Origin of the sequence: Halomonas sp. BDJS001 (genome assembly GCF_026104355.1) — a bacterium.
Classification (GTDB): domain Bacteria; phylum Pseudomonadota; class Gammaproteobacteria; order Pseudomonadales; family Halomonadaceae; genus Vreelandella.
This window is the reverse complement of sequence record NZ_CP110535.1, coordinates 4,613,410-4,639,211: the sequence shown is the minus strand read 5'-3', so window position 1 is coordinate 4,639,211 and position 25,802 is coordinate 4,613,410. Positions and strand designations below refer to the sequence as shown.

Sequence of the window (25,802 nt, the reverse complement as noted above, 5' to 3'; positions counted from 1 at the left end):
CACTACAGCGGCATAGCGGCTAAAATTTTTCCGCTCACCACTCACTTCTCAACAAACGCACGCTCAATCACATAGTCCCCCGGCTCGCCCATGCGCGGCGAAATATTCAGGCCCAGCTCGTCGAGCAGTGCGCTGGTATCGTCCAGCATGGCGGGGCTACCACAGATCATTGCGCGATCCTGGCGTGGGTCGATGGGCGGTAGACCGGTGTCTTCAAACAGCTTGCCCGAACGGATATGATCGGTCAGGCGCCCCATGGTGTGGAACTCTTCCCGAGTAACGGTTGGGTAGTAGACCAGCTTTTCAGCGATGTCTTCACCCAGGTACTCATGGGCTGGCAACTCTTTGGTGATGAAGTCGGCGTAGGCCAATTCAGAAACTTCCCGCACACCGTGAACCAGCACTACCTTTTCGAAGCGCTCGTACACTTCTGGATCCTGGATCAAGCTCATAAACGGCGCCAAGCCGGTACCGGTGGAGAGCATGTAGAGGTTACGGCCCGGCAGTAGGTCATCGCATACCAGTGTGCCGGTGGGCTTGCGGCTGACCATGATCTGATCGCCGACTTTCAGGTGCTGAAGGCGTGAAGTGAGCGGGCCGTCGGGTACTTTGATGCTGAAGAACTCAAGGTGGTCTTCGTAGTTGGGGCTGGCAATAGAGTAAGCGCGCATCAGCGGCTTGCCGTTCACTTCCAAGCCAATCATCACAAACTGGCCGGTTTTGAAGCGCAGGCTGCGTTCGCGGGTGGTGCGGAAGCTGAACAGGGTGTCGTTCCAGTGGTGAACGCTAAGCACTTCTTCCAGAGCAAACTTACTCATGCCGTTTTCTCCATTAGTCGATGCTGGCGCTAGGCTGCATCGATATATTCTTAAAAAGAATAAAAATGTTTAAATATGTTGCCAGCAAGTCTAAGCAAAGGGTGGTATATCTGTTAAGCGAATTATATTGATAACGCTTATCTGAAAAATAGATATAGACCAAATAAAGGGCGGATGCTATGCACTACACCCTGCGGCAGTTGGAAGTCTTTGTGGCGGTTGCCCAGCATGAAAGTGTCTCTCATGCGGCACGTGCACTGGCCATGTCTCAGTCGGCGACCAGCACGGCACTTGCGGAGCTTGAGCGGCAGTTCGATTGCCAGTTGCTGGATCGGATCGGGAAACGCCTAAAACTCAACGCACTCGGTTTTCAGCTATTGCCCAAAGCGGTGGCGCTGCTTGACCGTGGTGAAGAGATTGAAGAGCTTCTACGTGGGCAGAAAGGGGTTGGTACGCTTGATGTAGGCGCTACGCTAACTATCGGTAACTACTTAGCGACACTGCTTATTAGCGATTTTATGCAGCGTCATCCGGGGAGTCGTGTGCGCTTAGCTGTGCGCAATACCCGCCATATTATCGAGGGCGTGCGCCAGCACTCGCTGGATTTAGGCTTGATCGAGGGGCAGTGCGACGATGATATGATCATCAGCCAGCCCTGGGTGGAAGATGAGCTGTGCGTGTTTTGCTCGCCGCGGCACCCACTGGCAGGCCGCGAGCACCTTGAACTTGAACAGCTGTTGCGTGAGGACTGGATTATGCGTGAAGAGGGCTCTGGCACCCGCATGACTCTGGAGCACGCCGCCCGCCACCGCCGAAGCCGCTTCAATACCCTGCTAGAGCTAGAGCATACGGAAGGTATTAAGCGTGCTGTGGAGTCAGGGCTGGGGATTGGCTGTGTCTCGCGCCTGGCGCTGCGGGATGCCTTCCGGCGCGGCAGCTTGGTGCCGCTGCCGACGCCGGAGTTGGATCTAAAGCGTCAGTTTACGTTTATCTGGCACCGGCACAAATACCTCACCACCGGTGTGCGCGAGTTCCTGCGCCTGTGCCGTGAAATGACGGCCGGGGCCAAGCGCAGCGACGATATTGCGCTGCCGCCGATTCCTTAATCCCTCAAAATGATGCTAACGCTTTGGCTTTGGGCGAGTTTAACGTTAGCGGAGCCGATGGGTGCTGAGAGAGTTTGAAGCTGCCTATGGTGACCGCTAAATGGTCGGCTTGCTCTTTCAACTGCTCGGCAGCGGTAGTGGACTCTTCCACCATGGCCGCGTTCTCCTGGGTCATGCGATCCAGTTCTGCGACGGCAACATTGACCTGATTAATGCCATCACTCTGCTCGCTGGTGGCCGCATTGATCTCCTCCAAGACATCGGTCACGCGGGTAATATGCGCCACGATATCCTGCATGGTGGCGCCAGCATTGCGCACGAGCGTAGTGCCGTTATTCACCTTGCTTTGTGAATCTTCAATCAATTTTTGGATATCGTTGGCGGCATCGCTGCTACGCCCAGCCAGCTTGCGTACTTCATCGGCCACCACGGCAAAACCACGGCCATGCTCGCCAGCGCGGGCAGCTTCCACCGACGCGTTAAGCGCCAGCAGGTTGGTCTGGAATGAAATGCTGTTCATCAAGGTGACAATCTCGCCGATCTTATCCGAAGCGTGAGTAATGTCTTCCATGGTGGTCACCACATTTGCTACAACCTTCCCACCTTCGTTGGCTACCTCTGAAGCGGTTTGGGAGAGCTTGTTGGCTTCTTTTGCGGAGGCCGCCGTGTGTTGAACCGTGCTGGTGATTTCCTCGATCGATGCAGAGGTCTGCTGCAGGCTAGCGGCAGCGTTATCGGTGCGACGGGATAAGTCCTGGCCACCCATGGCGATCTCATTGGCCGCATGATGAACAGATTCACTGCTGGTGCGTACATCAATTAATACGGCCTCCATTTTACCTACGAAACGGTTGAAGGCCTTGGCAATTTGAGTGACTTCGTCATTACCCTCTTCGGGCAAGCGTCGGGTTAAATCGCCCTCTCCCGATGCGATATCATCCATCGCATTACGAACTCCCAGCAAGCGGCGTAGTAGCAGAGAAAGCAGCAAACTGAAGACCACTGCCGTGATTGCGGCCACAATCAGCAGCGTGACTATCGATGTCGTGGCGATGGCGCGCAGGCCCGCTGTTGCCTCGTCTTCGTCCAGTGCCACAATCAACTGCCAGCCACTGCTACCACCCACGTTATTGCCCATTAGCAACGTATCGCTGTTTTGCAGTGCAAGTGATTGGGGTTCATCGGCTTGGGCGATTTCGCTAAGCCGGGTGTTGGTCAGTTCATCGCTCAAACGTGTGGAAGGTTCGAGCGTCATGTCAGCGTCAGGATGCGCGATCAGGGTGCCGTCTTCAGTGGTTAAAAAGCCGAAACTGGATGGCGTAGGGGCAATGCCGGTAACAATTTCGATCACATCCTCGATGGTAATATCCGCACCAATGACTGCGGCCAGCTGCCCATTACGGTAGAAAGGGCGTGCAAAGGTAACGATTAAGCCCCCCGTTTGGGCATCCGTGTAAGGTGCCGTAATAATGGTCTCTTGCGCTTCGGCTGCGCCTTGGTACCAGGGCCGCTGACGCGGGTCGTAATCGCTGGGGGGCTGCCATCCATCGGAAAAAATAGCGTCTGGTGTGGAAGGATAAGCAATGTAGGCTGTCATAAAGCTGCCTGAGCCAGCCAGTTGTCGAAGTGCGGCAAGTGGGTCATCGCTATTGGCTGCATCATCCATGCTGGAAAGCATGGTATAGCGTGCGTTAAACCACTCATTGATAGCTTGCGTATTACCGTTAACTACGGCGCTAAGATTGCGCGTTATTTGCTGGCTATTATGGTGTTTTACGGTGGTGTAACTGGCAATGCCGTTAATCACCAGGGCGAGGGTAATCGCCACTAATGCGGCCAATAGGATGCGTGCTCGGAGGGTAGATAGCATGGTCGCTCTCGACGTAGAAGTGCATGTCAGTACTCAGGGGGAGGTACCGTTTATAATGTCTTCTAGGCTATCGGCGAGAGCGACCCTTTCTTTAGTCTTAGATGGGCTTTAAGTTTTGGATATTACTAGCGTAAATCACTAACTGCTTGTTGGATATCGGCCATGGAAGCTTTACTTAGATCTTTTGATAGGGAATGAATCACCAGCTTTTGGGTAGGGGCATCGAGCTTATCGCGTAAAAGCCCCAAAAATTTAGGCGGCGCACCATAATGAGCTTCTCCATACTGTTGCCTACTCGAGCGTTGTAAAGCCGCTGAGCGACCTCTTTCGCAAACAGCTCGTTTTCGTGCTTAGTAGCCGTTCCCTCTTCACCCGCCGAGCGAGAGGTGGTGGACATCGACTCATGCACATCGCCTCGACCGTCGGTGACCAAGTCACCTTCGTGCAGGCGTCCTTCAGCGTGAACCATGCTCTCCTTTTCCGCCAACGTTAAGGCATCCCGGGTAAAAATACGTGCGCGAGCTGCGTCGGCTACCACGATATAGGTTGTCATCGCTGTGCATACTCCATGTCGTTGATGGTCATCTAACCATGGCAAGCGTTTGGCGTTAGGTCAAACGCTTGCCAAGGCTTAAGCAACCTGGTTTAAACCGTGGGGCTACAGCACCTTGCTACGTAGCAAGCTGGTGACGGCTTCCCCCATCAGCACCAACACAATAATGGCAATTAAAATAGTTGCTACGGTAGGCCAAGCGAAGGTATCAATTGCGCCCTGCAGAATAACGCCGATACCACCGGCACCCACTAGCCCCAGCACGGTCGATTCGCGGATATTGATATCCCAGCGGAGTATCACAATGGCAAAAAAGGCGGGCATGACCTGGGGTACAATTGCATAGGCGACCACTTTTGCCTTGGAGGCGCCGGTCGCTTCCATCGCCTCTACAGGGCGTCGGTCAATCTCCTCAATCGCTTCACCCATCAGCTTGCCGATAAAGCCGACTGAGCGAAATACGATGGCAAGAATGCCCGCTAACACACCGGGGCCAAAAATGGCCACGAAAAGGAGCGCCCAAATAATCGTATTCACCGAGCGGCTAGAGACCAGAATGAAACGGCCCAGCCACAGGCAGGCGCGGTTGGGGGTTGTATTCTGGGCGGCGATGTAGGCCACCGGGAGCGCCAGGAAAATCGTCAGAAAGGTAGCCAGCGTAGCAATATGCACGGTTTCAATCAGTGCTGAGATAATGCTGTTTAATCCTGCGGGACTGGGCGGCCACATGCGCGCCCCGAGACCGGATATTTGGTTGGGTGCATCCCAAACCCAGGGCCAGAAAATATCAATATCGCGTACCGCCCAAACCACTACCATCAACGTAGCGAGCAGTACGCCGTAACGTATAAGACGCTGTTTGCGGTCATAGCGATGCCAAATACGGTCGGCAAGCTGCTGTGCGTGATCTACCATATTTTTTTCCTTACCCAGCCGCTGACACCTTCACTGAACAAAATGACCGCGATGATAATGAGCAGAATGGCAAAGGCGAAATCGTAGTCGTAGCGGCCAAAGGCGTTCATTAGCGTACCGCCTATGCCGCCTGCCCCCACGATTCCGACCACCGCTGATGCGCGCAGGTTACTGTCTAGCTGGTACATGGAAAGTCCTACTTGGCGTGGCAGTATCTGTGGGAAAACGGCATAAAACAGAATCGCCACATACCCCGCGCCAGCGGCTTTCATGGCTTCTACCTGGCCCCAATCAATCTCTTCTATCTCTTCGGCCAGCAGCTTTCCTACAAAACCAATCGAGTAGAGAGTGAGGGTCAAAATGCCCGCCAGCGGGCCAAACCCCACCGCGGCAACAAACAGGATCGCTACGATCACCGGGTGAAAGCTGCGTGAAACGATGATCACAGCGCGGCCCACAATATAGACGGGCAGAGGAGCGATGTTGCGGGCCGCCATCACAGCAAATGGGATCGACAAAAAGACACCCAGTAGGGTAGCCAAAATGGCGATCTGGAAGCTCTCTTTAAAGCCTGTTATCAGTAGCTCGTAGCGCTCTAAGTTGGGTGGAAAGCCACCGCTAAAAATGCGTGCTGCGCGTGGCAAACCTTCCGAGATACGCTCCCAGTTAAACGGCAATGAGCCGAAGGCCCAGATCAAATAGACCACCGCGACGATGATCAGCCCGTAGCGCAGCAGCGGGTTAGTGATAAACGGTGGCTTTCTCCACGTGCGTGGCGTCGTTGAAGAGGGTTCAGGCGGAGTCATGGGAGCGCTCCTCCGCAGACGGTTCGGTAATCGCGTCGTCTGGCGCTTCAATACCACCGTAGATGGCGTCTAACGCGTCTTTGTTGAAATCGGCAGGCAGCCCATCAAAATCATCTTACCGTGGCGTAGACCCACAATGCGCTCGGTATAGGTTTTGGCCTGAGCAACGTTGTGGATATTGATCAACACCGGCAGCGATAGCTCGCTGGCCAGGCTTTGCAGCAGAATCATAATCTGCTCAGAAGTTCGCGGGTCAAGCGAGGCGGTTGGCTCATCGGCGAGCAGCACCTCAGGCTCCTGCATGAGTGCACGCACAACGCCTACCCGCTGGCGCTCACCACCGGAGAGCTCATCAGCACGCTTGTTAGCGTAGTGGGCAATGCCCACCCGCTCCATGAGCACAAAGGCGCGCTCAACATCATCCTGGGGGTAGCGGCGGGAAATCGCCTGATAGAGATTGACGTAACCCAGCCGCCCGGCCAATACGTTCTCCATCACGGTTAAACGATCCAGCAGGTTAAAGCCCTGAAATACCATGCCGATTTTGCGCCGCGCACGGCGCAATTCAGCACCTTTCAGGTTGACCAGTTCATTACCATTGAGCTTGATAGAGCCGGATGTCGGTTCTACCAAGCGATTGATACATCGCAACATGGTGCTTTTGCCCGCACCCGAGGCGCCTACGATAGAAACAACGCTGTTTCCCTCTACCTTGAGGTCAAGCCCTTTCAGCACAGCTTCATCGTGGCCATAGCGTTTGACCAGATTGGTAATTTCCAGCATGTGTTCGCTTCCATCGTCGAGAAAAAAGCGCACCGCCGAGGGCGGTGCTGCCCTTATTACTTGAAATCAGGTTTTACTCTTCCAAGTTTTCGGGCGTATAGCTCACATTATTGGCCGCTTGATGGTACGAATCACCTGCCAGTTATCCTGATAGTTGATGGGTATGAATTTTTCGACGCCCTCAAACTCTTCGCCTAGCTCGGTGCCGACAAAATCAAAGCTGAAAAAGGCCTCTTCGATTTTTTCGACCAGATCCGGGTGCAGGTTGTGGGCGTAGTTATACGAGGTCGTCGGGAAACGGTCGGATTCGTAGATCAGGCGCACGTCCTCTTCATCGTAAAGGCCGCGTGCCGCCATCCGCTCGACGACTTCTGAGGCCACCGGGGCCGCGTCGTAGTCCTGGGCTACTACGCCCAGCATGGATTGGTCGTGGCTGCCCGAGTAGACTACTTCGTAATCCTCATCGGGCGTAATACCGAGCTCAGGCAGCAGGGCACGGGGCGCTAAGTTGCCCGAGTTAGAGGTGGGGGAGGTGTGGGCGACGCGTTTACCTTTAAGGTCTTCAACGTCATGAATATCGGAGTCAACGTGGGTAAACAGCTGAAGGGTGTAACCAAATTGGCCGTCATCGGATCCCATTAATGCAAACGGCACGGCACCGGCCAAATTCACCGCAAAGGGTGTGGGGCCTGTGGAGAACCCGGCGATATGCAGCCGCCCGCTGCGCATGGCTTCAACTTGAGCCGCATTGGATTGTACCGCGAAGAAGCGCACATCCCTCTCGGTAACTTCTGATAGGTGGTCGATAAAGGGCTGCCAGATATCTGAATAGATGGCCGGATCCTCTACGGGGGTATAAGCAAAAATTAGCGTATCCGGGTTGGCCCACTCAGACTCATCGGCGGGGCGGTCGGCGACCATATCGCCATCTTCATCGCAGTAAATGGCATCCAGATCGCCGCGTTCACACTCAGCGTGGGCCTGGGTTGAGAGCAGAGCAAGCGGTAGCAGAGAAATAGCGGTAAGCGTCGCAAGCGGGCGCTTGCGGAAGAGCGAAGTTGCCATGGTAAGCCTCATTGGTGCGTTATTGTTGTGTTCTTGCTATGGGTAAAGCACTTTTCTCTTCACTGCGTTTTGGCACTATCGAAAACGGAAAATGTTTCGTAAGTGTACATTCCGCGTGAAGAATGATTATTTTCGAAAGTAGACACCTTCAATCTAGGGTTTGTGACGAACTTATGTCAAATACTTTACAGCCGCTCTCCGACCATTGGCGTAACCGCTACTTATTAATGCGCCATGGCCATAGCCAGGCGAATCAGCAGGGGGTGATTGTCAGCTCACCAGAGCGAGGGATCGAAAACTTCGGTCTTTCCGAGTATGGCGAGCAACAACTTGCCCAGTTGGTTGCCGATTGGCAGTGGCCCGTGCCAACCCGAGTGGTGCATTCAGATTTTTTGCGCACTCGCCAAACCGCCGCTCATGTGGCCGCTAGGTTCGGGTTAGTGCCCAGTGTGGATACGCGCTTGCGAGAGCGCCATTTTGGCGAATTAGAGGGGCAGGGAGACGATCGCTATCCCAGTATATGGGCTTTGGATGCCGAGGATGCCGAACATCGTCACTATCAGGTAGAGACGTTATGTGAGGTGGCGAGCCGTATGCAGGCGGTGATAGCGGCGTGGGAGCAGCAGGCTAGCGGTGAAACCATCCTGCTGGTGAGTCATGGTGACCCGCTACAGATTTTGTTAACGGCGCTGGCTAACAAGCCCCTTACCCAGCACCGTGAACAGCCCGCACTACTCCCCGCGAGCGTTACCCTAATAGGCGGTTAGGCGTTCTCGGCAGCAGGCGGTATCCAGGCAATCATATCGACTTCCACGTCGGCGCCACCCGCCAAGCCGGTTACCCCAATGCAGGTGCGGGTGGGCAGCGGCTGGGGGAAGTAGCTGGCGTAGACCTTATTGACCTCGTCAAAGTGGCCCATATTGGTGATAAACACTCGCGACTGAACCACGTACTCGAAGGCGCTGCCAACTTCTTCCAACACAATCGCCAGGTTCTGCATCACCCGATGGGTTTGCTCGGTAAAGGTACCCAGTAGCATTTCGTTGGTTTCTGGCACTGTCGGCATCTGCCCGGTGATAAAGACCAGATCGCCCACACGGCAGGCGTGGGAAAAAGGCGCAATGGGCTGTGGCGCACGTTCAATAAACAGCTTTTCAATCATGTTTTTATCCTTCGTTAACTGTTTCTACTGGCTGTTTTTTAAGTCTGTTAACCATCATGCCTCAAGAGAGGCCCATGATGAGTTACTTATCCACAGCTGCTTTGCAGTCTGGGCTGTGTATTAATGTCCCAGAATCTGGCTAAGGAACAGTTTGGTACGCTCAGACTGGGGGTTATTGAAGAAAGGCTCCGGTGCGTTCTCTTCAATGATTTGCCCCTGATCCATAAAGATTACCCGGTCAGCCACTTTTTTGGCGAAGCCCATTTCGTGGGTGACACAGATCATGGTCATGCCTTCTTCCGCCAGCTCCACCATAACGTCGAGTACTTCCTTGATCATCTCAGGGTCAAGGGCGGAGGTGGGCTCATCAAACAGCATCACATCCGGGTGCATGCAGAGTGAGCGGGCAATCGCCACGCGCTGCTGCTGACCACCCGAAAGCTGCCCTGGGTATTTAGTCGCCTGTTCGGCAATGCGCACCCGCTCCAGGTACTCCATCGCCATCGCTTCGGCCTCTTTGCGGGGCTTCTTTTGTACCCACATCGGTGCGATACAGCAGTTCTCCAGCACTGATAAGTGCGGAAACAGATTGAAGTGCTGAAACACCATGCCGACGCTGCGGCGAATCTGCTCAATGCGCTTAACGTCTTGGGTCAGCGGTACACCGCCCACCACGATCTCACCTTTTTGGTGCTCTTCAAGGTGGTTAATGCAGCGGATCAGCGTTGATTTGCCCGAGCCTGAAGGGCCGCAAACCACGATACGTTCACCGCGCTTTACCTCCAGGTAGATATCCCGCAGTACGTGAAAGTCACCGTACCACTTGTTAACGTTGTGCATCTCGACCATCAGGTCAGAAGTACTGGTGTCAGAGGTGCTGGTGGCTGCTTGTGTCATGTTGAAATCCTACTCAAAACGTAAAGAGATTCGGCACTCGTACTTAAACTCGAACTAGCGCTTATGGCCGGTGTTTAGCTTGCGCTCTAAGTACTGGCTGTAGCGCGACATGCTGAAACAGAAAATCCAGAAGACGAACGCGGCAAATACATACCCCTCTATCGAGAAGCCCAGCCAGCGTGAGTCCGAAAGCGCCGCTTGCACAATGCCCAACAGGTCAAACAGCCCGATGATCATCACCAGGGTGGTGTCTTTAAACAGTGAGATAAAGGTGTTAACGATACCGGGAATCATCATTTTTAGCGCCTGCGGCATGACGATCAGCCCCATGCGTTTCCAGTAGGTCATGCCCAGCGCCGCAGCCGCTTCATCCTGCCCTTTGGGAATCGCCTGTAAACCACCGCGTATCACTTCGGCCATGTAGGCGCTTTGGAACAGCGTCAGGCCAATCAAGGCGCGTACAAGGCGATCGACGCTAAGTTCTGACGGCAGGAACAGCGGGAGCATCACCGAGGCCATAAACAGAATGGTGATCAGTGGCACGCCGCGCCAAAACTCAATAAAGATCACGCAGAATGTTTTGACGATAGGCATGTTCGAGCGTCGCCCAAGGGCAAGTACGATGCCGATAGGAAGCGCACCAATCATCCCTACACTTGCCAGTAGCAGCGTCAGCATTAAGCCGCCCCAGCGGTGGGTGGGAACACGCGGTAGGTCGAAGTAGCCGCCGTGTAACAGCACATAGGCGATTACCGGGAAGATCAACAGGGCAAACAGTGCCATCCAGCGCTTAAATGGCAGCCGTGGGATGACCATCCAGGCAATAATGCCCGCAAACATGGCGAACACAATATTGGCGCGCCAGTACTCACTGCTTGGATAGAGGCCGTACATAAACTGGGAAAAACGTGCATTGACGAATACCCAGCAGGCGCCTACCCGAGAGCAATCTTCACGGCTATCGCCCACCCAGTCGGCATCAATAAATGCCCACTGAACCGTTGGCACCACGAGTAGGTACAGCACGTACAGGCCCAGCAGCGTAAAAATGCTATTGATGGGGCCATTGAACAGATTGCTGCGTAGCCAGGCAATTGGGCCAATGGTACCTTTTGGTGCCGGGCGCTGAGGTATGGTTTCTTTATTGTGAATCATGGGGTCGCCTCCGGCCTAGCGTTCGACCAGCGCAACGCGAGCGTTGAACCAGTTCATGAACATGGACACCAGCAAGCTGATGATCAGATAAACCGCCATGGTCATGGCAATGACTTCAATTGCCTGACCCGTCTGGTTGAGCGTAGTACCGGCAAAAACCGATACCAGGTCGGGGTAGCCGATGGCGGTGGCCAGGGATGAGTTTTTAATCAAGTTAAGGTATTGGCTGGTGAGCGGCGGAATGATGACTCGCATGGCTTGTGGAATCACCACTAGGCGCAGCACTAGATTGCGCGGCAAGCTCAATGCCTGGGCAGCTTCCGTTTGACCATGGGGAATAGCCTGGATGCCTGAGCGCACGATTTCGGCAATAAACGAGGCAGTATAGATCGAGAGTGCTAACCAGAGCGCTAGAAATTCCGGGATAACGGTTACCCCGCCACGGAAATTGAAGCCAGTAAGCTCAGGCATTTCCCAGGTCACCGGTACCCCGGTAGCCACCAGTACCAGCAGGGGCAGGCCGAAGATAATCACCAGCGATATCCAGCCAGCAGGTAGCCGTTTACCGGTTGCTTCGTGGCGGCGTTTGTTCCAGATAATCAGCGCAATACTGGCAATGATTGCCACTACAAAGGTGATGGGGATTAGCCCAAAGCCTGATTCAAATAGCGGTTGAGGCAGGAATAAACCACGTACATTGAGAAAAATGGCTTCGCCGAACGCCATGCTCTCTCTGGCACTGGGCAAGGTACGTAGTACCGCGAAGTACCAGAAGAAAATTTGCAGCAGCAGCGGGATATTACGAAACGTTTCGATATAAGCGTTGGCTAGTTTGGCGATCAGCCAGTTGGGTGATAGTCGTGCGATACCGACGATAAAACCAATAATCGAGGCAGCTAGCACCCCAAGTCCACCGACCAGCAGTGTATTGAGCAAGCCAATCACAAAGGTTCGGCCGTAGGTGCTCTGGGAGGAGTACTCGATTAAGGTTTGACCAATACCAAAGCCGGCTGTGTTGCCCAGGAAGCCAAAGCCGGTCGTGATGCCGCGGGCGTTCAGGTTGGCTTGGGTATTGCCGATAATATAGATCAGGAAAGCCGCCACAACGGCGATTAAAATGAGCTGGAAAATAAGTGCGCGCTTAGCGCGGTCTCGCCAGAACGGCGGCTTATGGCCGGCGGGGCGAATGTTGGGTCTTACAGACATGGATGGCGTCTCCGCAACACGGAAGGTCAATCAAATGGCCCGCCAAGCCCTTTAAACAGAAATCTGTGAAGAGGGCGGCGGGCCGGGGTCAAGCGAGACGCTTAGCGAATCGGGGGAGCGTACTGGAAGCCACCGTCAGTCCACAGGGCGTTAACACCACGCTCAATTTCAAGCGGAGAGCCCATGCCTACGTTACGTTCGAAGCTTTCAGCGTAGTTACCGACTTGGCTAATAATGTTGTAAGCCCAGTCTGCTTCAAGGTTCATGCCTTCGCCGTAGTTGCCGTCTTGGCCCAGCAAACGAGCGATGTTGGGATCTTCTGAGTTAAGCATTTCTTCAGCGTTTTCACTGGTGACGCCGTATTCTTCGGCGTTAATCATCGCGAACAGTGACCACTTAACGATGTTGAACCAAAGGTCGTCGCCCTGACGAACCACAGGGCCCAACGGCTCTTTGGAAATAACGTCAGACAGAATCATCGATGCTTCAGGGTCATCTAGCTGAATACGTAGCGCTGCCAGCTGAGAGGTATCAGACGTTAGCACGTCACAGCGGCCGGCTTGATAGCCACCCACGGTTTGCTCAGAGGTATCAAAAACAATTGGGTTGAACTCCATGTCGTTAGCACGGAAGTAGTCAGCCAGGTTCAGCTCGGTAGTGGTGCCCGACTGAATGCAGATGGAGGCGCCGTCGAGCTCATCAGCACCGGTAATACCCAGGTCACGGGATACCATGAAGCCCTGGCCGTCGTAAAAAGTAACCCCGGTGAAGTTCAGGCCCAGAGTAGTATCGCGGGTAGTGGTCCAAGTGGTATTACGTGATAGAACGTCGACTTCACCTGATTGTAGGGCGGTGAAGCGCTCCACAGCGTTGAGTGAAATGTAGTTGACGGCCTCTGAGTCGCCGAGTACCGCTGCCGCGACAGCGCGGCATACATCAACGTCGATACCTTGCCAGTTACCGTCGTCGTCCGGAGCTGAGAAGCCCGGCAAACCATCGCTCACACCACACTGAACGGCGCCACGCTCAATGGTATCTTCCAGGGTGTCGGCTTGAGCAGTTGCCATTCCCGCTAGGCTAAGTGAGCCAGCAGATGCCAGCAGCACTAGGTGTTTTTTATTGAACATTTAGTTTCCCTCGAAGTTCTTGAAATTGGTTATTGAAATCAGCCATTGAAATAGTTGTGCATGCCGTAGCATGTAACTAAACCTAGCAAGGAAGATGCCAACAAGGGTACAGGCGTTAATTCAGCGCTTTTCAACGCTACTCAACGAATTCGAGACGAAGGTCTAGGTGCAAGAAAGGCAAGCGTCCACTCCAGTTTGCACCTTTGTGGGGCAAGCTGGAGTGGGCGGTGATGAAAAGGTGGGCAAAACGGCCGAGGGTTTACTCGGGGGCAAAGGCCTTGCGCATAAATGGCGGTAGGGCGAGGGCGCCACGATGGGCTTCAACGCTGTAGTACTCAAGGGGCAGGTCGTGGCTGGCGGCTGCCTGTTCGCGGAAGGCGTTAACATCAGTGGCTTTACCCGCCAATGTCACGCTCCACCAGCCCGATGGGTAAACTGGCTGCGGGAAGGGCAGCGTGGCAACGCTGTCAAAACCTGCTTTTAGCATGTCGTTGCGCAACTCACGGATGATCGAGCCGCTGTGATAAAGCGGTGACTCGCTCTGTTGCACCATTACGCCGCCGCTTTTCAAAATACGGTGGCAACGCTTGAGAAAATCGGTTTTAAATAGCCCTTCAGCGGGCCCAACCGGGTCGGTGGAGTCGATAATCAGCACATCGATGCTCTCATCAGGTGCATCGTCCACCCACTTGACGCCGTCGGCGAACAGCAGCTCAGCCCGCGGGTCGTTATTCGATTCTACCAACGACGGGAAGAAACGCTCAGACGCCTTGGTAACCTCTTCGTCGATATCAATTTGGGTAACTTTCTCAACACTCGGGTGGCGCAGCACCTCTTTTAAGGTGCCGCAGTCGCCACCGCCAATGATCACCACCCGTTTGGGATCCTGGTGGGTAAACAGCGCCGGGTGCGCAATCATCTCGTGATAGAGGAAGTTATCACGATCGGTCAACATCACGCAGCCATCCAGCACCATTAGGTTACCGTAGGTCTCGGTAGCGTAGACCTCCAGATGCTGGTACTGGCTCTGCACATCCAACAGTTTTTCAGATATCTTCAGTGAGAAAGCGCTGCCGTGGCTATCAAAGACTTCGGTAAACCACTGGTCGTCGCGTAAATCGCTCATCAATTGGCTCCTGAGTGCTGTGCATTGGTGTGCGTTGGGATATCGCGGTGATACTGCGGGCTGAGTTCGTGCAGCGCCTCCATAAAGGCGGTGACGTTATCTGGGTTGGTAAACTGGCTGATACCATGACCCAGGTTAAACACGTGGCCAGGGCCGTGGCCGTAGCTCTCCAGCACCCGAGCCACTTCGGCGCGGATAGCCGAGGGGCGGGCGAACAGCACGTTAGGATCCAGATTCCCTTGTAGTGCTACTTTGTGGCCAACACGAGCGCGCGCATCAGAAAGTTCGGTTGACCAGTCGATACCCAGCGCGTCGGCACCGGCGCAGGCGATATGCTCAAGCCACTGGCCGCCGTTTTTAGTAAACAGAATGACCGGTACGTGGCGTCCGTCGTGCTCGCGAATCAAGCCGGAGACGATCTGCTCCATATAACGCAGCGAGAACTCAAGATAAGCCGGCGTCGAGAGCGCGCCGCCCCAAGTATCAAAAATCTGCACCGCCTGCGCACCCGCACGAATTTGGGCGTTCAGGTAGTCAGTCACCGCATGAGCCAGCGTATCCAGCAACTGGTGCATGGTATCCGGGGTATCGTAGAGCATGGTTTTTAGATGGCGGAAGTCCTTGCTGGAACCTCCCTCCACCATGTAGGTTGCCAGTGTCCAGGGGCTACCGGAGAAGCCGATCAGCGGCATGCGACCGTTCAGCTCGCGGCGAATGGTTGACACCGCGCGCATCACGTAATCCAGGTCGCGCTCCGCATCAGGAACGCTGAGTGCCGCCACTTCTTCTGAGGTGCGCACGGTTTTGCGAAATTTAGGCCCTTCGCCGGTTTCAAAATAGAGCCCCAACCCCATGGCATCGGGGATAGTCAAAATATCTGAAAACAGAATGGCCGCGTCCAGCGGGTAACGCTCCAAGGGCTGCAGGGTGACTTCGCAGGCCAGATCATGATTGCGGCACAGATCCATAAAGCTGCCCGCATCAGCACGGCTGGTGCGGTATTCAGGCAGGTAGCGACCCGCTTGGCGCATCATCCATACCGGGGTGCGGTCGACAGGCTGGCGCGCTAGCGCGCGAAGAAAACGATCATTTTGTAACGGTGTAGTGGTCATAGACACTTGCTCTTAAGAAATTTGCCCGCATTGTACTCGGTGTATGTACTTGGGAACGTATGCGGGCAATTGTACTTGAAGATAAGCGCCAGGGCGGTCTACTCAGTGGCAAAATCGTCGCACCCGGCCAATTTTTCTCGCCTAACTAATCGATTTTAGCCGCTTTGCCAGCGTGAGGCGGGGGCCGCTTCCTGGTAGAATAGCTGCCCACTTTGCCAACACTCGTTTGGTTAATCCGCGAGGTATCCTGTGACCATTCGCTTCATAGCCGCTTCCCAGCTGCCAACGCCCTGGGCAACATTCACCATGCATGGTTTCGAGGACGAGGCCACCGGCAAGGATCATATCGCCCTAACCCTGGGTGATGTGACCGGCGATGAGCCTGTACTGGGGCGGGTGCATTCCGAGTGCTTGACCGGTGATGCGCTCTTTTCCATGCGCTGCGACTGCGGCTATCAGCTTCAGGAAGCGCTCAAACGCATTGCTGAAGAGGGCCGTGGCGTACTGTTTTATCTGCGCCAAGAGGGGCGCGGCATTGGCCTCTTGAACAAAATTCGCGCTTACCACCTGCAGGATCAGGGGGCAGATACGGTCGAGGCCAACGAGCAGCTCGGCTTTGGCGCTGACATGCGCCGCTATGACCTGTGCGTGCCAATGCTTAACCATCTGGGCATTACATCACTGCGATTAATGACCAACAACCCGCGCAAGGTGGATGCCCTAACCCGCGATGGCGTGAATGTCGTCGAACGCCTGCCGATCACCACCGGGCTTAACCCCCATAACGAGCAGTATCTATCCACCAAAGCGGGCAAGCTTGGCCACATGATGGCGCTGGATGATTTCACCCACGCCAGCGCAGTGGATATTGAGCGTAAGGGGGGATATGAGTGAGGCATGGGATGTCAGGAGAGCCTCAGAATGAAAGCCGTACGTGACCCATCTGATGTATCTGCTGAAAAGCAGAGCGAATTCAGCGTTGTCGAAGAGTGGCTGCACAGCATCACCCACGGTATCGGTGCTGTGCTTAGCTTGGTAGGTATGGTCGTGCTGTTGGTGGCGGCCAGCGTTGCTGCTCATGTGGATCCGTGGAAAATTGTCAGCTTGAGCCTGTACGGCACCACCCTGGTTCTACTGTATACCGCGTCAACCCTTTACCACGGCATCCCTCACCAGCGCTGGAAGCAGCGCTTTCAGCTGCTTGATCACTGTGCGATTTATCTACTCATCGCAGGGACTTACACACCTTTTTTACTCGTCAATATGCGTGGCACTACGGGTTGGGTTTTGTTTGCTGCTGTATGGTCGCTGGCGCTGGTGGGCATTGCCTGCCTACTGCTGTGGCCACAGCGCTTTTCGATATTGCGCGTGGCGATTTACCTGCTTATGGGGTGGTTGATCGTGCTGGCCTCAGGCGAGATGGCAACGAGTCTATCGACAACGGGGATCGTCCTGCTTGCTGCGGGTGGAATCACCTACACACTAGGCGTTATTTTTTACGCCGTGCGCGCGATCCCCTACAACCATGCGATCTGGCATCTGTTTGTGGTCGCCGGAAGCGTCTGCCACTACTTTGCCGTTTATAATGCCGTGTTGCCCCACGTTTCGGCTGCGTAGCGGTTAATAGCCTGACGTCGAATCACTCTCCTTTTTCGATTTGCCTACCTTATTGGTTGGCTTTTTAGCGGGTCGAAAATTCCTGTAAATCGTAGAATCCCTCTGTAAACTAAGCCGAAAACTTAAGTTTTAAGATATTAAGCCGAAAGTAGTAATAGGGTTAAATGCTGACCTGGATGTATTTAACGCCGAATGGCCTGAAAAACCACAGCGGATTCGCATAGTGATGTCTATCGCCAAACCCAAAACGACATTCAACAAGATTTTCCAACAAGAGGATTGTCATGAGCACTGTTAACAACGCCCACGACACGACCATGCCGTCGGTACTGGGCAAAAAAGACAGTACTGATGAAATGGTGCATCGCATAGGCCACTTGACGCGCCTGCTGCGGGACAGCATGAAAGAGCTGGGCTTAGATCAGCAGATTACCCAGGCGGCGCAAGCAATACCGGATGCCAATGACCGACTCAATTATGTTGCCTCCATGACGGAGCAGGCAGCAGAGCGGGCCTTGAATGCCGTTGAGCGTGCGCAACCTGTGCAAGACAGTCTCGAGGAGGAGGGCGCTGCGCTTAATAAGCGCTGGCAGTTAGCGGCCGCCCAGCTCGCGGCGGTAGAGGGTGATCCCAGTCTCGTCGAAGACACCCAGGACTTTTTGAACAGCAAGCTTCCCAGCGCAACCGGGGCTACACAAAAAGAGCTGCTTGAAATCATGATGGCTCAGGACTTCCAGGATCTCACCGGCCAGGTGATCAAGAAAATGATGGAAGTCATCAAGCTCATCGAAGAGCAGCTTGTTCAGGTGTTAGTGGATAATGTGCCTAACGTCACCGATGGCGTTAAGCTTGAAGATGACCGCGATGAACATGCCAAGCTGCGCAATGGCCCCCAGGTGGGCGAAAACAAGGTTGACGCAGTGTCAGGCCAGGATCAGGTCGATGATTTGCTTGATGAACTTGGCTTTTAGGGGCACTCAGACCTGCAAACAACCGTTGCCATGCGCTGCCAGCAACGGTTTTGAAAGCGCTTAGCTGTCGTTTACTTTGATTAACCCTTCGCGGCTGCCTGCTCTTTCTCAATTGCCTTAGCCATCGCGGGGCGTCGTATGTGGCGTTCGCGATAGGCCATCAGCGGCTCGGGTAAGCGGTGCTTCATGCTGATCGCCCACGATAAGGTATGGGCTAAAAACAGATCCGCGAGGGTAAAAGTATTGCCCACCAGGTTTTCTTGACCGTTGTAGCGACGCTCGAGGGCGCTTAGCGCACGCTGAAACTCCCAGGCGCAGGTCGGCAGCACAGCCGTCACGCGCTTATCTTCAGGCAGGGCGAATTTATGTTTGGCCTGACTCCACAGTGGCTGCTCAATTTCCGTAACAATAAAGCTAAGCCACTGGTCGACCTGAGCGCGGGCGGCGGGATCGCTGGGCAGCAGCGTACCATCGCCATACTGCTCCGCCAGGTAACGGCAAATCGGCGCTGACTCAAAGAGGGTGAGTTCGCCATCCTTTATCACCGGCACCTTACCGTCCGGGTGGCGCGCTAAATGTTCGGCTGTTTGGCCCTCACCTTTATCCAGCGCTACGTGCTGGCACTGATACTCTAGGCCTAACTCTTCAAGCGTCCACGCTGCGCGTAGCGAGCGGGAGTGGGGGAAAGTGTATAGCGTGATCATTACGGCTCCTTAGTGCTCTTAATCTTCTCGTTGCTTTCTTTGCGACGTTTTTTTCTAAATGTAGTAGAGGCCTAACAGGCCGCACTGCGATCTATAAAATTAAGCTTAAATGCCCCTAAATAAGCGCTGGTTATAAATGTCTTGGCGAGTGTCTATTAAGTGAATATCGGTAATGGCGGGATGGAGAGGGTTAATGACGGCAATATTCTCCATTGCCCCGGGTACAGCACAGCTGGGAACTAGCAGCATCAGCGTATCGCAACGCTGCAGCCATGCAGTGCCTAGTGTTTGAGTGCTTTCAGGGTAGGGGTAGTGGTGCCAATCGTCCGGTAACTGGTGCTGGGGCCAGGTTTCCCTACCGGTATCGTCGGGTAGCTCGAAAATACCTAACCGGTAGTTGGCGGGTAGCAAGCGGGGAGAGGGCAGATAATTACCGAGTTCCAGCATCGCTACGCTGGCAGAGGTGCCGAAATAGACGACAGGGTTGCCTGGAGCGTTCCACCTTGCGCCATCCCGGTAGCTGGCGCCAAGGCCGCTTAAATTATTCATATAGCGTTCGGGAGCGATGCGGTATAGCTTCATTAGCTAAATTCACCGAACTCAATTTTACGCAGCGCTTCCCTCACTAACTGGCGACCTTCGAAAGTATCAAAAAGATTCAAGGGCGTCTCGCCCGCCAGCGCAGGAATCGGCGTATTTAGCCACTCATGGGCTTTAGTGTTATCGCCAAAAACAGTTTGAGCATGGTAAAGCACGCGCAACACATCCAGTACCTCTTCGCTGTCGGTGCGGCTTAGTGCTTTGCGATGGTAGAAGCGATGCAAATTGCCTGGTGTGGTTTCCAGCAGTCTGACAAACAGTTCACGATTATTGCCCATTGCCTGAATCGCTTGTTTTACCACGCTGCCCGGGACGCCGACGCGCACCGCGTGAATAAAGGCGATCTTATCCGTCAGCACATTAACCGAGACGCTAACGCCACTAACAGCTTGCTGGCTATTGGAATAATGTTCGAGCGCTTCCATAAGCACCTCCTTCGCTGAACGCTATCGAAGTATGCATCATTTTGATGATGGCTTGCCATCAAAATGTTTTCAGCGCTTTCTGAGGCTCTTTTCCCTTTATCCCTCTCTCGCCTCACGAATCCGCTCATAAGCGTTGCCGATTTCACTGGTGCGTGCTTGGGCGACGTCGCGCATGCTGTCGGGGAGGCCTTTGCCGGCGAGTTTGTCCGGGTGATTTTGGCTCATTAGGCGGCGGTAGGCTTTTTTGATCTCTGCATCGCTGGCGTCTTCAGAAACGCCGAGCACGCGGTAAGCGTTTTTGAGGGCCTCTTCGCTGGCGCCCTGGGAATTAGCGGCGGCGCCGTGGAGCATCGCTTCGATCTGCTGGACTTCCGCATCACTACAGCCTACGCCCCGGGCGACGCGCAGAATCATCTCGTGCTCGGCGGGGTGAAGCACGCCATCGGCGGCGATGGCCGTGAGCTGAACCTGGATAAACACCTGACGCAGCACCGGCTGGCGCTGAGTGAGGCGGTTAACGGCCGCCAGTTCGGCATCGAGATTAAAGTCATCGGCGCGGCCACGCTCGAAGGCGGCGCGGGCCTTGGCACGCTGTTCGCCCTGCAGGCGCATCTGGTCAAACAGCTTTTCGGCAACGTCTAGTTCGCCTTCGGTCACTTTGCCGTCTGCTTGGCACAGGCAACCCATCACAGAGAAGATCGACTCCAGAAAGCCCTCCTGGATGCGCATGCGGGCGATATTCAGACGACGGCTAAGGCGTTTGCCTAGCCACCAGCCCAGACCACCGCCAATCAGGAGGCCCACCGGGCCACCAAACGCAAGGCCAATCAAGGCAAAGATAATAATAAGAAATAGCATGTTGATCTCAAAAGTAATTTAAAAATAATGGTTTACGGAAGTCGGGCGCGAATAGCCTGCTCAATACCATCGCTATCCAGCTGGCAGTCGGCAAGCAGCTGCGCAGGCGTGCCATGCTCTACAAAGGCGTCCGGTAGACCGAGGTTGAGCACTTCTACCTGAACGCCTTCGGCGTGGAGTAGTTCATTGACAGCGCTGCCTGAGCCACCGGCAATCACGTTCTCTTCCAGGGTCACCAGCAGTTCATGCTCATCGGCGGCGTGAAGCACCGCATCGCGATCCAGCGGTTTGATGGAGCGCATATTGATATGGGTAGCATTGAGTCGTTCGGCGACTTCTGCTGCGGCGCTATTGAGGCTGCCAAAGGCGAGCAGCGCAATACGCACCCCATCGTTGGCGGCATGGCGGCGTACTTCCGCTTTACCAATGGCCAGTGGCTCAAGGTGCGCGGGGATCTCCACGCCTGGGCCAGTGCCGCGGGGGTAGCGCACCGCGGCGGGGCCGGGGTGGTGATAGGCGGCACTCAGCATAGCGCGGCACTCAGCCTCATCCGCCGGGGCCAGAATCACCATGCCTGGCACACAGCGCAGGAAAGAGAGATCCATACTGCCGTGGTGGGTGGGACCGTCTTCGCCCACCAAGCCTGCGCGGTCAATGGCGAAAGTAACATCCAGGTTCTGCACCGCGACGTCGTGAATCAACTGGTCATAGCCGCGTTGTAGAAAGGTGGAGTAGATCGCGACCACCGGTTTCATGCCGTCGCAGGCCATACCCGCGGCGAGGGTTACCGCGTGCTGCTCGGCAATCGCCACATCAAAATAGCGCTCTGGGTACTCTTTTGAGAAGCGAATCAGGTCGGAGCCTTCGCGCATGGCGGGGGTGATGCCCATCAGGAGTGAATCAGCGGCTGCCATGTCGCAGAGCCAGTCGCCGAACACATTGCAGTACTTTTTCTTGGCCGGTGGTGGGGTCACCACCGGTCTCTTGGCTGCATTCGCATTGGATAATGTATTGGGCTTCTCCAGCTTGGTAATGGCGTGGTAGCCAATCTGATCCGCCTCGGCGGGCAGGAAGCCTTTGCCTTTGACTGTTTTGATATGCAGAAACTGTGGGCCGTCCAGGTCGCGCAGGTTTTCGAGCGTATCGGTGAGCGCGTCGAGATCGTGGCCATCAATGGGGCCTACGTAGTTAAAGCCCATCTCTTCAAACAGCGTGGCGGGGCTGACCATGCCTTTCATGTGCTCTTCGGTGCGCCGGGCCAGTTCTAGTGCGCCGGGCAGGTGGGAAAGCACTTTTTTGCTCTCTTCGCGTATTTTCAGATAAGGCTTGCTGGAGAGCACCCGGGCAAGATAGGTCGCCATGCCGCCGACGTTCTCTGAAATCGACATCTCGTTGTCGTTGAGAATCACCAGCAGGTTGGCATCTACGTGGCCCGCATGGGCCAGGGCTTCAAAGGCCATGCCAGCGGTGAGTGCACCGTCGCCAATAATCGCGCACACACGGCGCTTATCGCCCTGTGCCTTGGCTGCCAGCGCCATTCCCAGCGCCGCCGAAATCGACGTGCTGGAGTGGCCTACACCGAAGGTGTCGTACTCGGACTCGGCGCGGCGAGGAAACGCCGCCAAGCCGCCGTGCTGGCGAATACTGAGCATTGCCTCGCGGCGGCCAGTGAGAATCTTGTGCGGGTAGGCCTGATGGCCTACGTCCCACACCAGTCGGTCATTGGGCGTTTGGTAGATATGGTGCAGAGCAACGCTCAGCTCAACCACGCCGAGTCCAGCGCCAAAGTGGCCGCCGGAAACACCCACACTATAAAGCAGGTAGGCGCGCAGCTCATCAGCCAGTTGGGCGAGTTGTTTGGCGTTCATGGCCCGCAGCGCGGCGGGGTGGTCAAAGGAGTCGAGCAGCGGCGTCGTGGGGCGCTCGCGGGGGATTTCGTCGAACAGCTTCATGGGCATCTTTAGTGGTCGCGCTCGATCATATAGTGGGCTAAGTCGGCCAGCGGTGCAGCACGTTCGCCCAGCGGGGCGAGCGCGGCAATGGCCTCGTCAATCAGGCTGTGCGCTTTGCGCTGAGCGCCCTCTAACCCCAGCAGACTGGGGTAGGTGGGCTTGGCGCGGGCGGCATCGGCGCCTGATGTTTTGCCTAGGGTAACGGTGTCGCCGGTCACATCCAGGATGTCGTCGTGAATCTGAAAGGCTAGACCAATGGCGCGGGCGTAGCGAGTCAGCGCCGTTAAGCGGGGGTCGGAGTCTTCAACGGCAACCAGACCGCCCAAGCGCACAGCGGCGACAATCAGAGCGCCGGTTTTATGGGCGTGCATATGGGCCAGGGCATCGACATCCGGGTGGCCACCAACGGCGTCTAAATCCAGCGCCTGCCCCGCCACCATGCCATCACGGCCAGCGGCAGAGGCCAGGGTGTGCACCAAATGGCCCAGCCGGGGGTGAGCGTTGCTGGCCAGCACTTCGAAAGCAAGCGCCTGCAGGGCATCGCCGGCCAGAATCGCGCTCGCTTCATCAAAGGCTTTATGCACCGTGGGCTGACCACGGCGAAGGTCGTCGTCATCCATAGCGGGTAAATCATCATGGATCAACGAGTAGGCGTGGATTAACTCTATGGCCGCGGCAGGGGCGTCCAGGGCGCTGTCTTCAGCCCCCAGCGCGTGACCGGCCATATAGACCAGCAGCGGGCGCAGGCGTTTGCCACCGGCCAGCAGGCCATGGCGCATGGCGGCTTCAAGTCGCGGCGCTACCGCAGGGCGGCTATCAAACAGCGCCGCCAGGGTGGCATCTACACGGGCATTGCTGGTCTGGCGCAGGGTAGTAAGCTGGCTAGGCTGCACGGCTACCATGGTGGCGTCTCCTTGCTATCATCCTCGGCCGCATCCTTGAGGTCGTCGGGGCCAGCGAAGGGTGCGACGTTTAAACGTCCTTCGCTGTCTTCACTCAGCGCCCGCACCTTAAGTTCGGCGCTATCCAGACGCTGCTGGGCATCGCGGGTTAGCCGCACGCCCTGTTCAAACGCGGTCAGTGCATCTTCCAATGAGAGCTCGCCTGACTCAAGACGTTCAACGATGGATTCGAGTTGCTCAACCGTCGCGGCAAAGTCCTGCGGGGGTGGTGTCGTGTCGCTCATTGGGGGTGCCTACAAACCGGTATGTTTTTTAATAAGCTTAAATAAGCCCACAGTATACACCGAGGCCGGGGGGCGGCGTCTGCCCTCTTCAGTGCAGCTTATTGCGCGACTTGCGATCCATTCATCGTCTGCACGCAGACTTTTCATCATTCGCACCCGGCCTGAACGGCGCGGGTTGTGCTACGATATGCGCCTCCCGTGAACCGATACACGGCGCATGCCGCCGACCATAGAGGTTGATTCAGCCATGGCCAAAACGTCCCTGGACAAGAGCAAGATCAAGATCCTGCTACTCGAGGGCGTCCACCAAAGTGCGGTGGACAATTTTCACAACGCCGGTTATGAAAATATCGAGCATCTGCCTACATCCCTTGATGAAGACGCGCTGATCGACAAGATCCGTGATGTTCACTTCATCGGTATTCGCTCCCGCACCCAGCTCACTGAGCGAGTGTTCGAAGCGGCTGAAAAACTGGTCGGCGTTGGCTGTTTCTGTATTGGCACCAATCAGGTTGATCTGACTGCCGCCCTTGCTCGCGGTATCGCGGTATTTAACGCACCTTACTCCAATACCCGTTCGGTGGCCGAGCTGGTGCTGGCAGAAGCGATTATGCTGCTGCGCGGTATCCCCGAGAAAAATGCCCGCGCCCACCAGGGCGGCTGGCTGAAGTCCGCGAAAAACTCCCACGAAGCGCGCGGTAAAACGCTGGGTATTGTGGGATACGGTAGCATCGGCGCCCAGCTCTCTGTGTTGGCCGAGTCGCTAGGCTTTAACGTCATTTTTTACGATGTAGTTGCCAAGCTAGGCATGGGCAATGCCAGCCAAGTAGGCAGCCTTGAAGAGCTTCTGGGCCGGGCCGATGTGGTCAGCCTGCACGTGCCCGACCTTGCCTCTACCCGCTGGATGATTGGCGCGAAAGAGATCGCTGCCATGAAGCAAGGCGCTATCTTGATTAACGCTGCCCGCGGCAGCGTGGTGGAAATTGATGCGCTGGCTGAGGCGATTAAGGCTGGCAAGCTTAACGGCGCCGCGATTGATGTCTTCCCAGTTGAACCGAAAGGCAACAACGAGGAGTTCCAGAGCCCGCTACGCGGCCTGGAAAACGTGATTCTGACGCCGCACGTAGGTGGTTCTACTCTGGAAGCCCAGGAGAACATCGGTATCGAAGTGTCAGAAAAACTGATCACTTACTCTGATAACGGTACCACGGTGACCTCGGTCAACTTCCCAGAAGTCGCGCTGCCCGCTCACCCGGACAAGCACCGTCTGCTGCATATTCACGATAACGTGCCGGGTGTGCTCTCGCAGATCAACCGCGTGCTGTCTGAAAACGGCATCAACATCTCAGGTCAGTACCTGCAAACCAATGAAAAAGTCGGCTATGTGGTCATTGACGTAGATAAAGCTTACGGCCCCCAGGCGCTCGAAGCATTGAAGCAGGTGGAGCATACGCTGAAGATTCGTGCTCTTTATTCGGCGCAGAATAGCTAAAACTTAGCGTCAGAGGTACAAAACGCCCCTCATTGTAGGGGCCGTTTTAGTCTGCTTTTCTTCAGAGTATTGATGACGTTTGCCAGAAAGCCGTGGTGACCATAGTCGATGGTGCAGCTAGCCGATTCGGCAGCCACGCGATAGCGGTGAGCGAGGTCGCCGTGCAGGCTGCCGATCAAGCCTCCGGCGGCGTAGTTGTAGATGAGTGCTTTGGAGGCCGGATCACCTTGCTGTGAGCAGAGGCTTATTCGCCCCAGTGCGCCATATTAATAGCTCTACTGGCTTGCGGGTTGCGC

General features: G+C 55.4%; 24 protein-coding genes and 3 pseudogenes. 6 read left to right on the top strand and 21 right to left on the bottom strand.

The window, feature by feature from the left end; all coding sequences use genetic code 11:
* Positions 1-41: 41 nt before the first annotated feature.
* Entirely contained in the window at positions 42-818 is a 777-nt protein-coding gene (locus tag OM794_RS21560) for a ferredoxin--NADP reductase (RefSeq protein ID WP_133731876.1), read from the bottom strand.
* 179 nt (positions 819-997) lie between these two features.
* On the opposite strand from OM794_RS21560, the gene OM794_RS21555 reads away from it, so the two are divergent.
* A complete protein-coding gene (locus tag OM794_RS21555; RefSeq protein ID WP_088700197.1) occupies positions 998-1,924 on the top strand; it encodes a LysR family transcriptional regulator in 927 nt (308 codons plus the stop codon).
* A gap of 4 nt (positions 1,925-1,928) precedes the next feature.
* Here OM794_RS21555 and OM794_RS21550 read toward each other — a convergent pair whose 3' ends face one another.
* The 6 genes and pseudogenes from OM794_RS21550 to phnD all read right to left on the bottom strand — a co-directional run bounded on the left by OM794_RS21550 (position 1,929) and on the right by phnD (position 7,916).
* Entirely contained in the window at positions 1,929-3,794 is a 1,866-nt protein-coding gene (locus OM794_RS21550) for a methyl-accepting chemotaxis protein (protein WP_226250859.1), read from the bottom strand.
* Between the two features lie 125 nt (positions 3,795-3,919).
* Positions 3,920-4,281: pseudogene (locus OM794_RS21545) on the bottom strand (host attachment protein).
* Positions 4,282-4,452: 171 nt separating this feature from the next.
* Positions 4,453-5,262, bottom strand: coding sequence for a phosphonate ABC transporter, permease protein PhnE (gene phnE / locus OM794_RS21540; protein WP_226250857.1), 810 nt, complete (start codon positions 5,260-5,262; stop codon positions 4,453-4,455).
* The gene (phnE, locus tag OM794_RS21535; RefSeq protein WP_226250856.1) at positions 5,256-6,068 is read right to left on the bottom strand and encodes a phosphonate ABC transporter, permease protein PhnE; all 813 of its coding nucleotides are present in this window, start codon (positions 6,066-6,068) and stop codon (positions 5,256-5,258) included. The genes phnE (OM794_RS21540) and phnE (OM794_RS21535) overlap by 7 nt, the downstream gene beginning before the upstream one ends.
* Positions 6,055-6,851, bottom strand: a pseudogene (gene phnC / locus OM794_RS21530) (phosphonate ABC transporter ATP-binding protein). Before phnC ends, phnE (OM794_RS21535) begins: the two are co-directional and overlap by 14 nt.
* A 73-nt stretch (positions 6,852-6,924) precedes the next feature.
* Positions 6,925-7,916, bottom strand: a pseudogene (gene phnD, locus OM794_RS21525) (phosphate/phosphite/phosphonate ABC transporter substrate-binding protein).
* A 173-nt stretch (positions 7,917-8,089) separates the two neighbouring features.
* Between phnD and OM794_RS21520 the strand changes: the two are divergent.
* Positions 8,090-8,683, top strand: a complete 594-nt coding sequence (locus OM794_RS21520) for a histidine phosphatase family protein (RefSeq protein WP_226250854.1) — start codon at positions 8,090-8,092, stop codon at positions 8,681-8,683.
* On the opposite strand, the gene OM794_RS21515 is transcribed toward OM794_RS21520, so the two are convergent.
* From OM794_RS21515 to hemE, 7 genes are all read right to left on the bottom strand, one after another.
* The gene (locus OM794_RS21515) at positions 8,680-9,075 is read right to left on the bottom strand and encodes a RidA family protein (protein WP_413229718.1); all 396 of its coding nucleotides are present in this window, start codon (positions 9,073-9,075) and stop codon (positions 8,680-8,682) included. The genes OM794_RS21520 and OM794_RS21515 overlap by 4 nt on opposite strands.
* A gap of 123 nt (positions 9,076-9,198) precedes the next feature.
* Positions 9,199-9,927, bottom strand: coding sequence for an amino acid ABC transporter ATP-binding protein (locus OM794_RS21510; RefSeq protein WP_226250930.1), 729 nt, complete (start codon positions 9,925-9,927; stop codon positions 9,199-9,201).
* Positions 9,928-10,029: 102 nt separating this feature from the next.
* Positions 10,030-11,130 carry an amino acid ABC transporter permease gene (locus OM794_RS21505; RefSeq protein WP_226250852.1) on the bottom strand — a complete coding sequence of 367 codons (1,101 nt, stop codon included), beginning with the start codon at positions 11,128-11,130 and terminating at the stop codon, positions 10,030-10,032.
* 15 nt (positions 11,131-11,145) lie between these two features.
* Positions 11,146-12,336 (bottom strand): amino acid ABC transporter permease, encoded by a 1,191-nt coding sequence (locus OM794_RS21500; RefSeq protein ID WP_226250851.1) that lies wholly within the window; start codon positions 12,334-12,336, stop codon positions 11,146-11,148.
* Between the two features lie 101 nt (positions 12,337-12,437).
* Entirely contained in the window at positions 12,438-13,463 is a 1,026-nt protein-coding gene (locus OM794_RS21495) for an amino acid ABC transporter substrate-binding protein (protein WP_226250850.1), read from the bottom strand.
* Positions 13,464-13,722: 259 nt separating this feature from the next.
* Positions 13,723-14,589, bottom strand: a complete 867-nt coding sequence (gene speE, locus OM794_RS21490; RefSeq protein WP_226250849.1) for a polyamine aminopropyltransferase — start codon at positions 14,587-14,589, stop codon at positions 13,723-13,725.
* Entirely contained in the window at positions 14,589-15,701 is a 1,113-nt protein-coding gene (hemE, locus tag OM794_RS21485) for a uroporphyrinogen decarboxylase (protein WP_226250848.1), read from the bottom strand. The genes speE and hemE overlap by 1 nt, the downstream gene beginning before the upstream one ends.
* Before the next feature lie 249 nt (positions 15,702-15,950).
* Between hemE and ribA the strand changes: the two genes are divergently transcribed.
* The 3 genes from ribA to cheZ all read left to right on the top strand — a co-directional run bounded on the left by ribA (position 15,951) and on the right by cheZ (position 18,289).
* Positions 15,951-16,595, top strand: a complete 645-nt coding sequence (gene ribA / locus OM794_RS21480; RefSeq protein WP_226250847.1) for a GTP cyclohydrolase II — start codon at positions 15,951-15,953, stop codon at positions 16,593-16,595.
* A gap of 27 nt (positions 16,596-16,622) precedes the next feature.
* Positions 16,623-17,318: a PAQR family membrane homeostasis protein TrhA gene (gene trhA, locus OM794_RS21475; protein WP_226250846.1), complete on the top strand. Its 696-nt coding sequence runs from the start codon at positions 16,623-16,625 to the stop codon at positions 17,316-17,318.
* A 284-nt stretch (positions 17,319-17,602) separates the two neighbouring features.
* Positions 17,603-18,289 carry a protein phosphatase CheZ gene (gene cheZ, locus OM794_RS21470; RefSeq protein WP_226250845.1) on the top strand — a complete coding sequence of 229 codons (687 nt, stop codon included), beginning with the start codon at positions 17,603-17,605 and terminating at the stop codon, positions 18,287-18,289.
* 80 nt (positions 18,290-18,369) lie between these two features.
* Here cheZ and OM794_RS21465 read toward each other — a convergent pair whose 3' ends face one another.
* The 7 genes from OM794_RS21465 to OM794_RS21435 all read right to left on the bottom strand — a co-directional run bounded on the left by OM794_RS21465 (position 18,370) and on the right by OM794_RS21435 (position 24,014).
* On the bottom strand, positions 18,370-18,993 hold the full coding sequence (locus OM794_RS21465; RefSeq protein ID WP_226250844.1) for a glutathione S-transferase family protein: 624 nt from the start codon (positions 18,991-18,993) through the stop codon (positions 18,370-18,372).
* 105 nt (positions 18,994-19,098) lie between these two features.
* On the bottom strand, positions 19,099-19,575 hold the full coding sequence (locus tag OM794_RS21460; RefSeq protein ID WP_226250843.1) for an RES family NAD+ phosphorylase: 477 nt from the start codon (positions 19,573-19,575) through the stop codon (positions 19,099-19,101).
* The gene (locus tag OM794_RS21455) at positions 19,575-20,018 is read right to left on the bottom strand and encodes an antitoxin Xre/MbcA/ParS toxin-binding domain-containing protein (RefSeq protein WP_226250842.1); all 444 of its coding nucleotides are present in this window, start codon (positions 20,016-20,018) and stop codon (positions 19,575-19,577) included. Before OM794_RS21455 ends, OM794_RS21460 begins: the two co-directional genes overlap by 1 nt.
* Before the next feature lie 96 nt (positions 20,019-20,114).
* Positions 20,115-20,876 (bottom strand): co-chaperone DjlA, encoded by a 762-nt coding sequence (gene djlA, locus OM794_RS21450; protein WP_226250841.1) that lies wholly within the window; start codon positions 20,874-20,876, stop codon positions 20,115-20,117.
* A gap of 32 nt (positions 20,877-20,908) precedes the next feature.
* A complete protein-coding gene (dxs, locus tag OM794_RS21445; RefSeq protein ID WP_226250840.1) occupies positions 20,909-22,834 on the bottom strand; it encodes a 1-deoxy-D-xylulose-5-phosphate synthase in 1,926 nt (641 codons plus the stop codon).
* A gap of 2 nt (positions 22,835-22,836) precedes the next feature.
* Positions 22,837-23,730 carry a (2E,6E)-farnesyl diphosphate synthase gene (gene ispA / locus OM794_RS21440; protein WP_226250839.1) on the bottom strand — a complete coding sequence of 298 codons (894 nt, stop codon included), beginning with the start codon at positions 23,728-23,730 and terminating at the stop codon, positions 22,837-22,839.
* Positions 23,724-24,014, bottom strand: a complete 291-nt coding sequence (locus OM794_RS21435) for an exodeoxyribonuclease VII small subunit (RefSeq protein WP_226250838.1) — start codon at positions 24,012-24,014, stop codon at positions 23,724-23,726. Before OM794_RS21435 ends, ispA begins: the two co-directional genes overlap by 7 nt.
* Before the next feature lie 247 nt (positions 24,015-24,261).
* Here OM794_RS21435 and serA point away from each other — a divergent pair, with 247 nt between their 5' ends.
* A complete protein-coding gene (gene serA, locus OM794_RS21430) occupies positions 24,262-25,506 on the top strand; it encodes a phosphoglycerate dehydrogenase (protein WP_088700221.1) in 1,245 nt (414 codons plus the stop codon).
* Positions 25,507-25,802 lie beyond the last annotated feature (296 nt).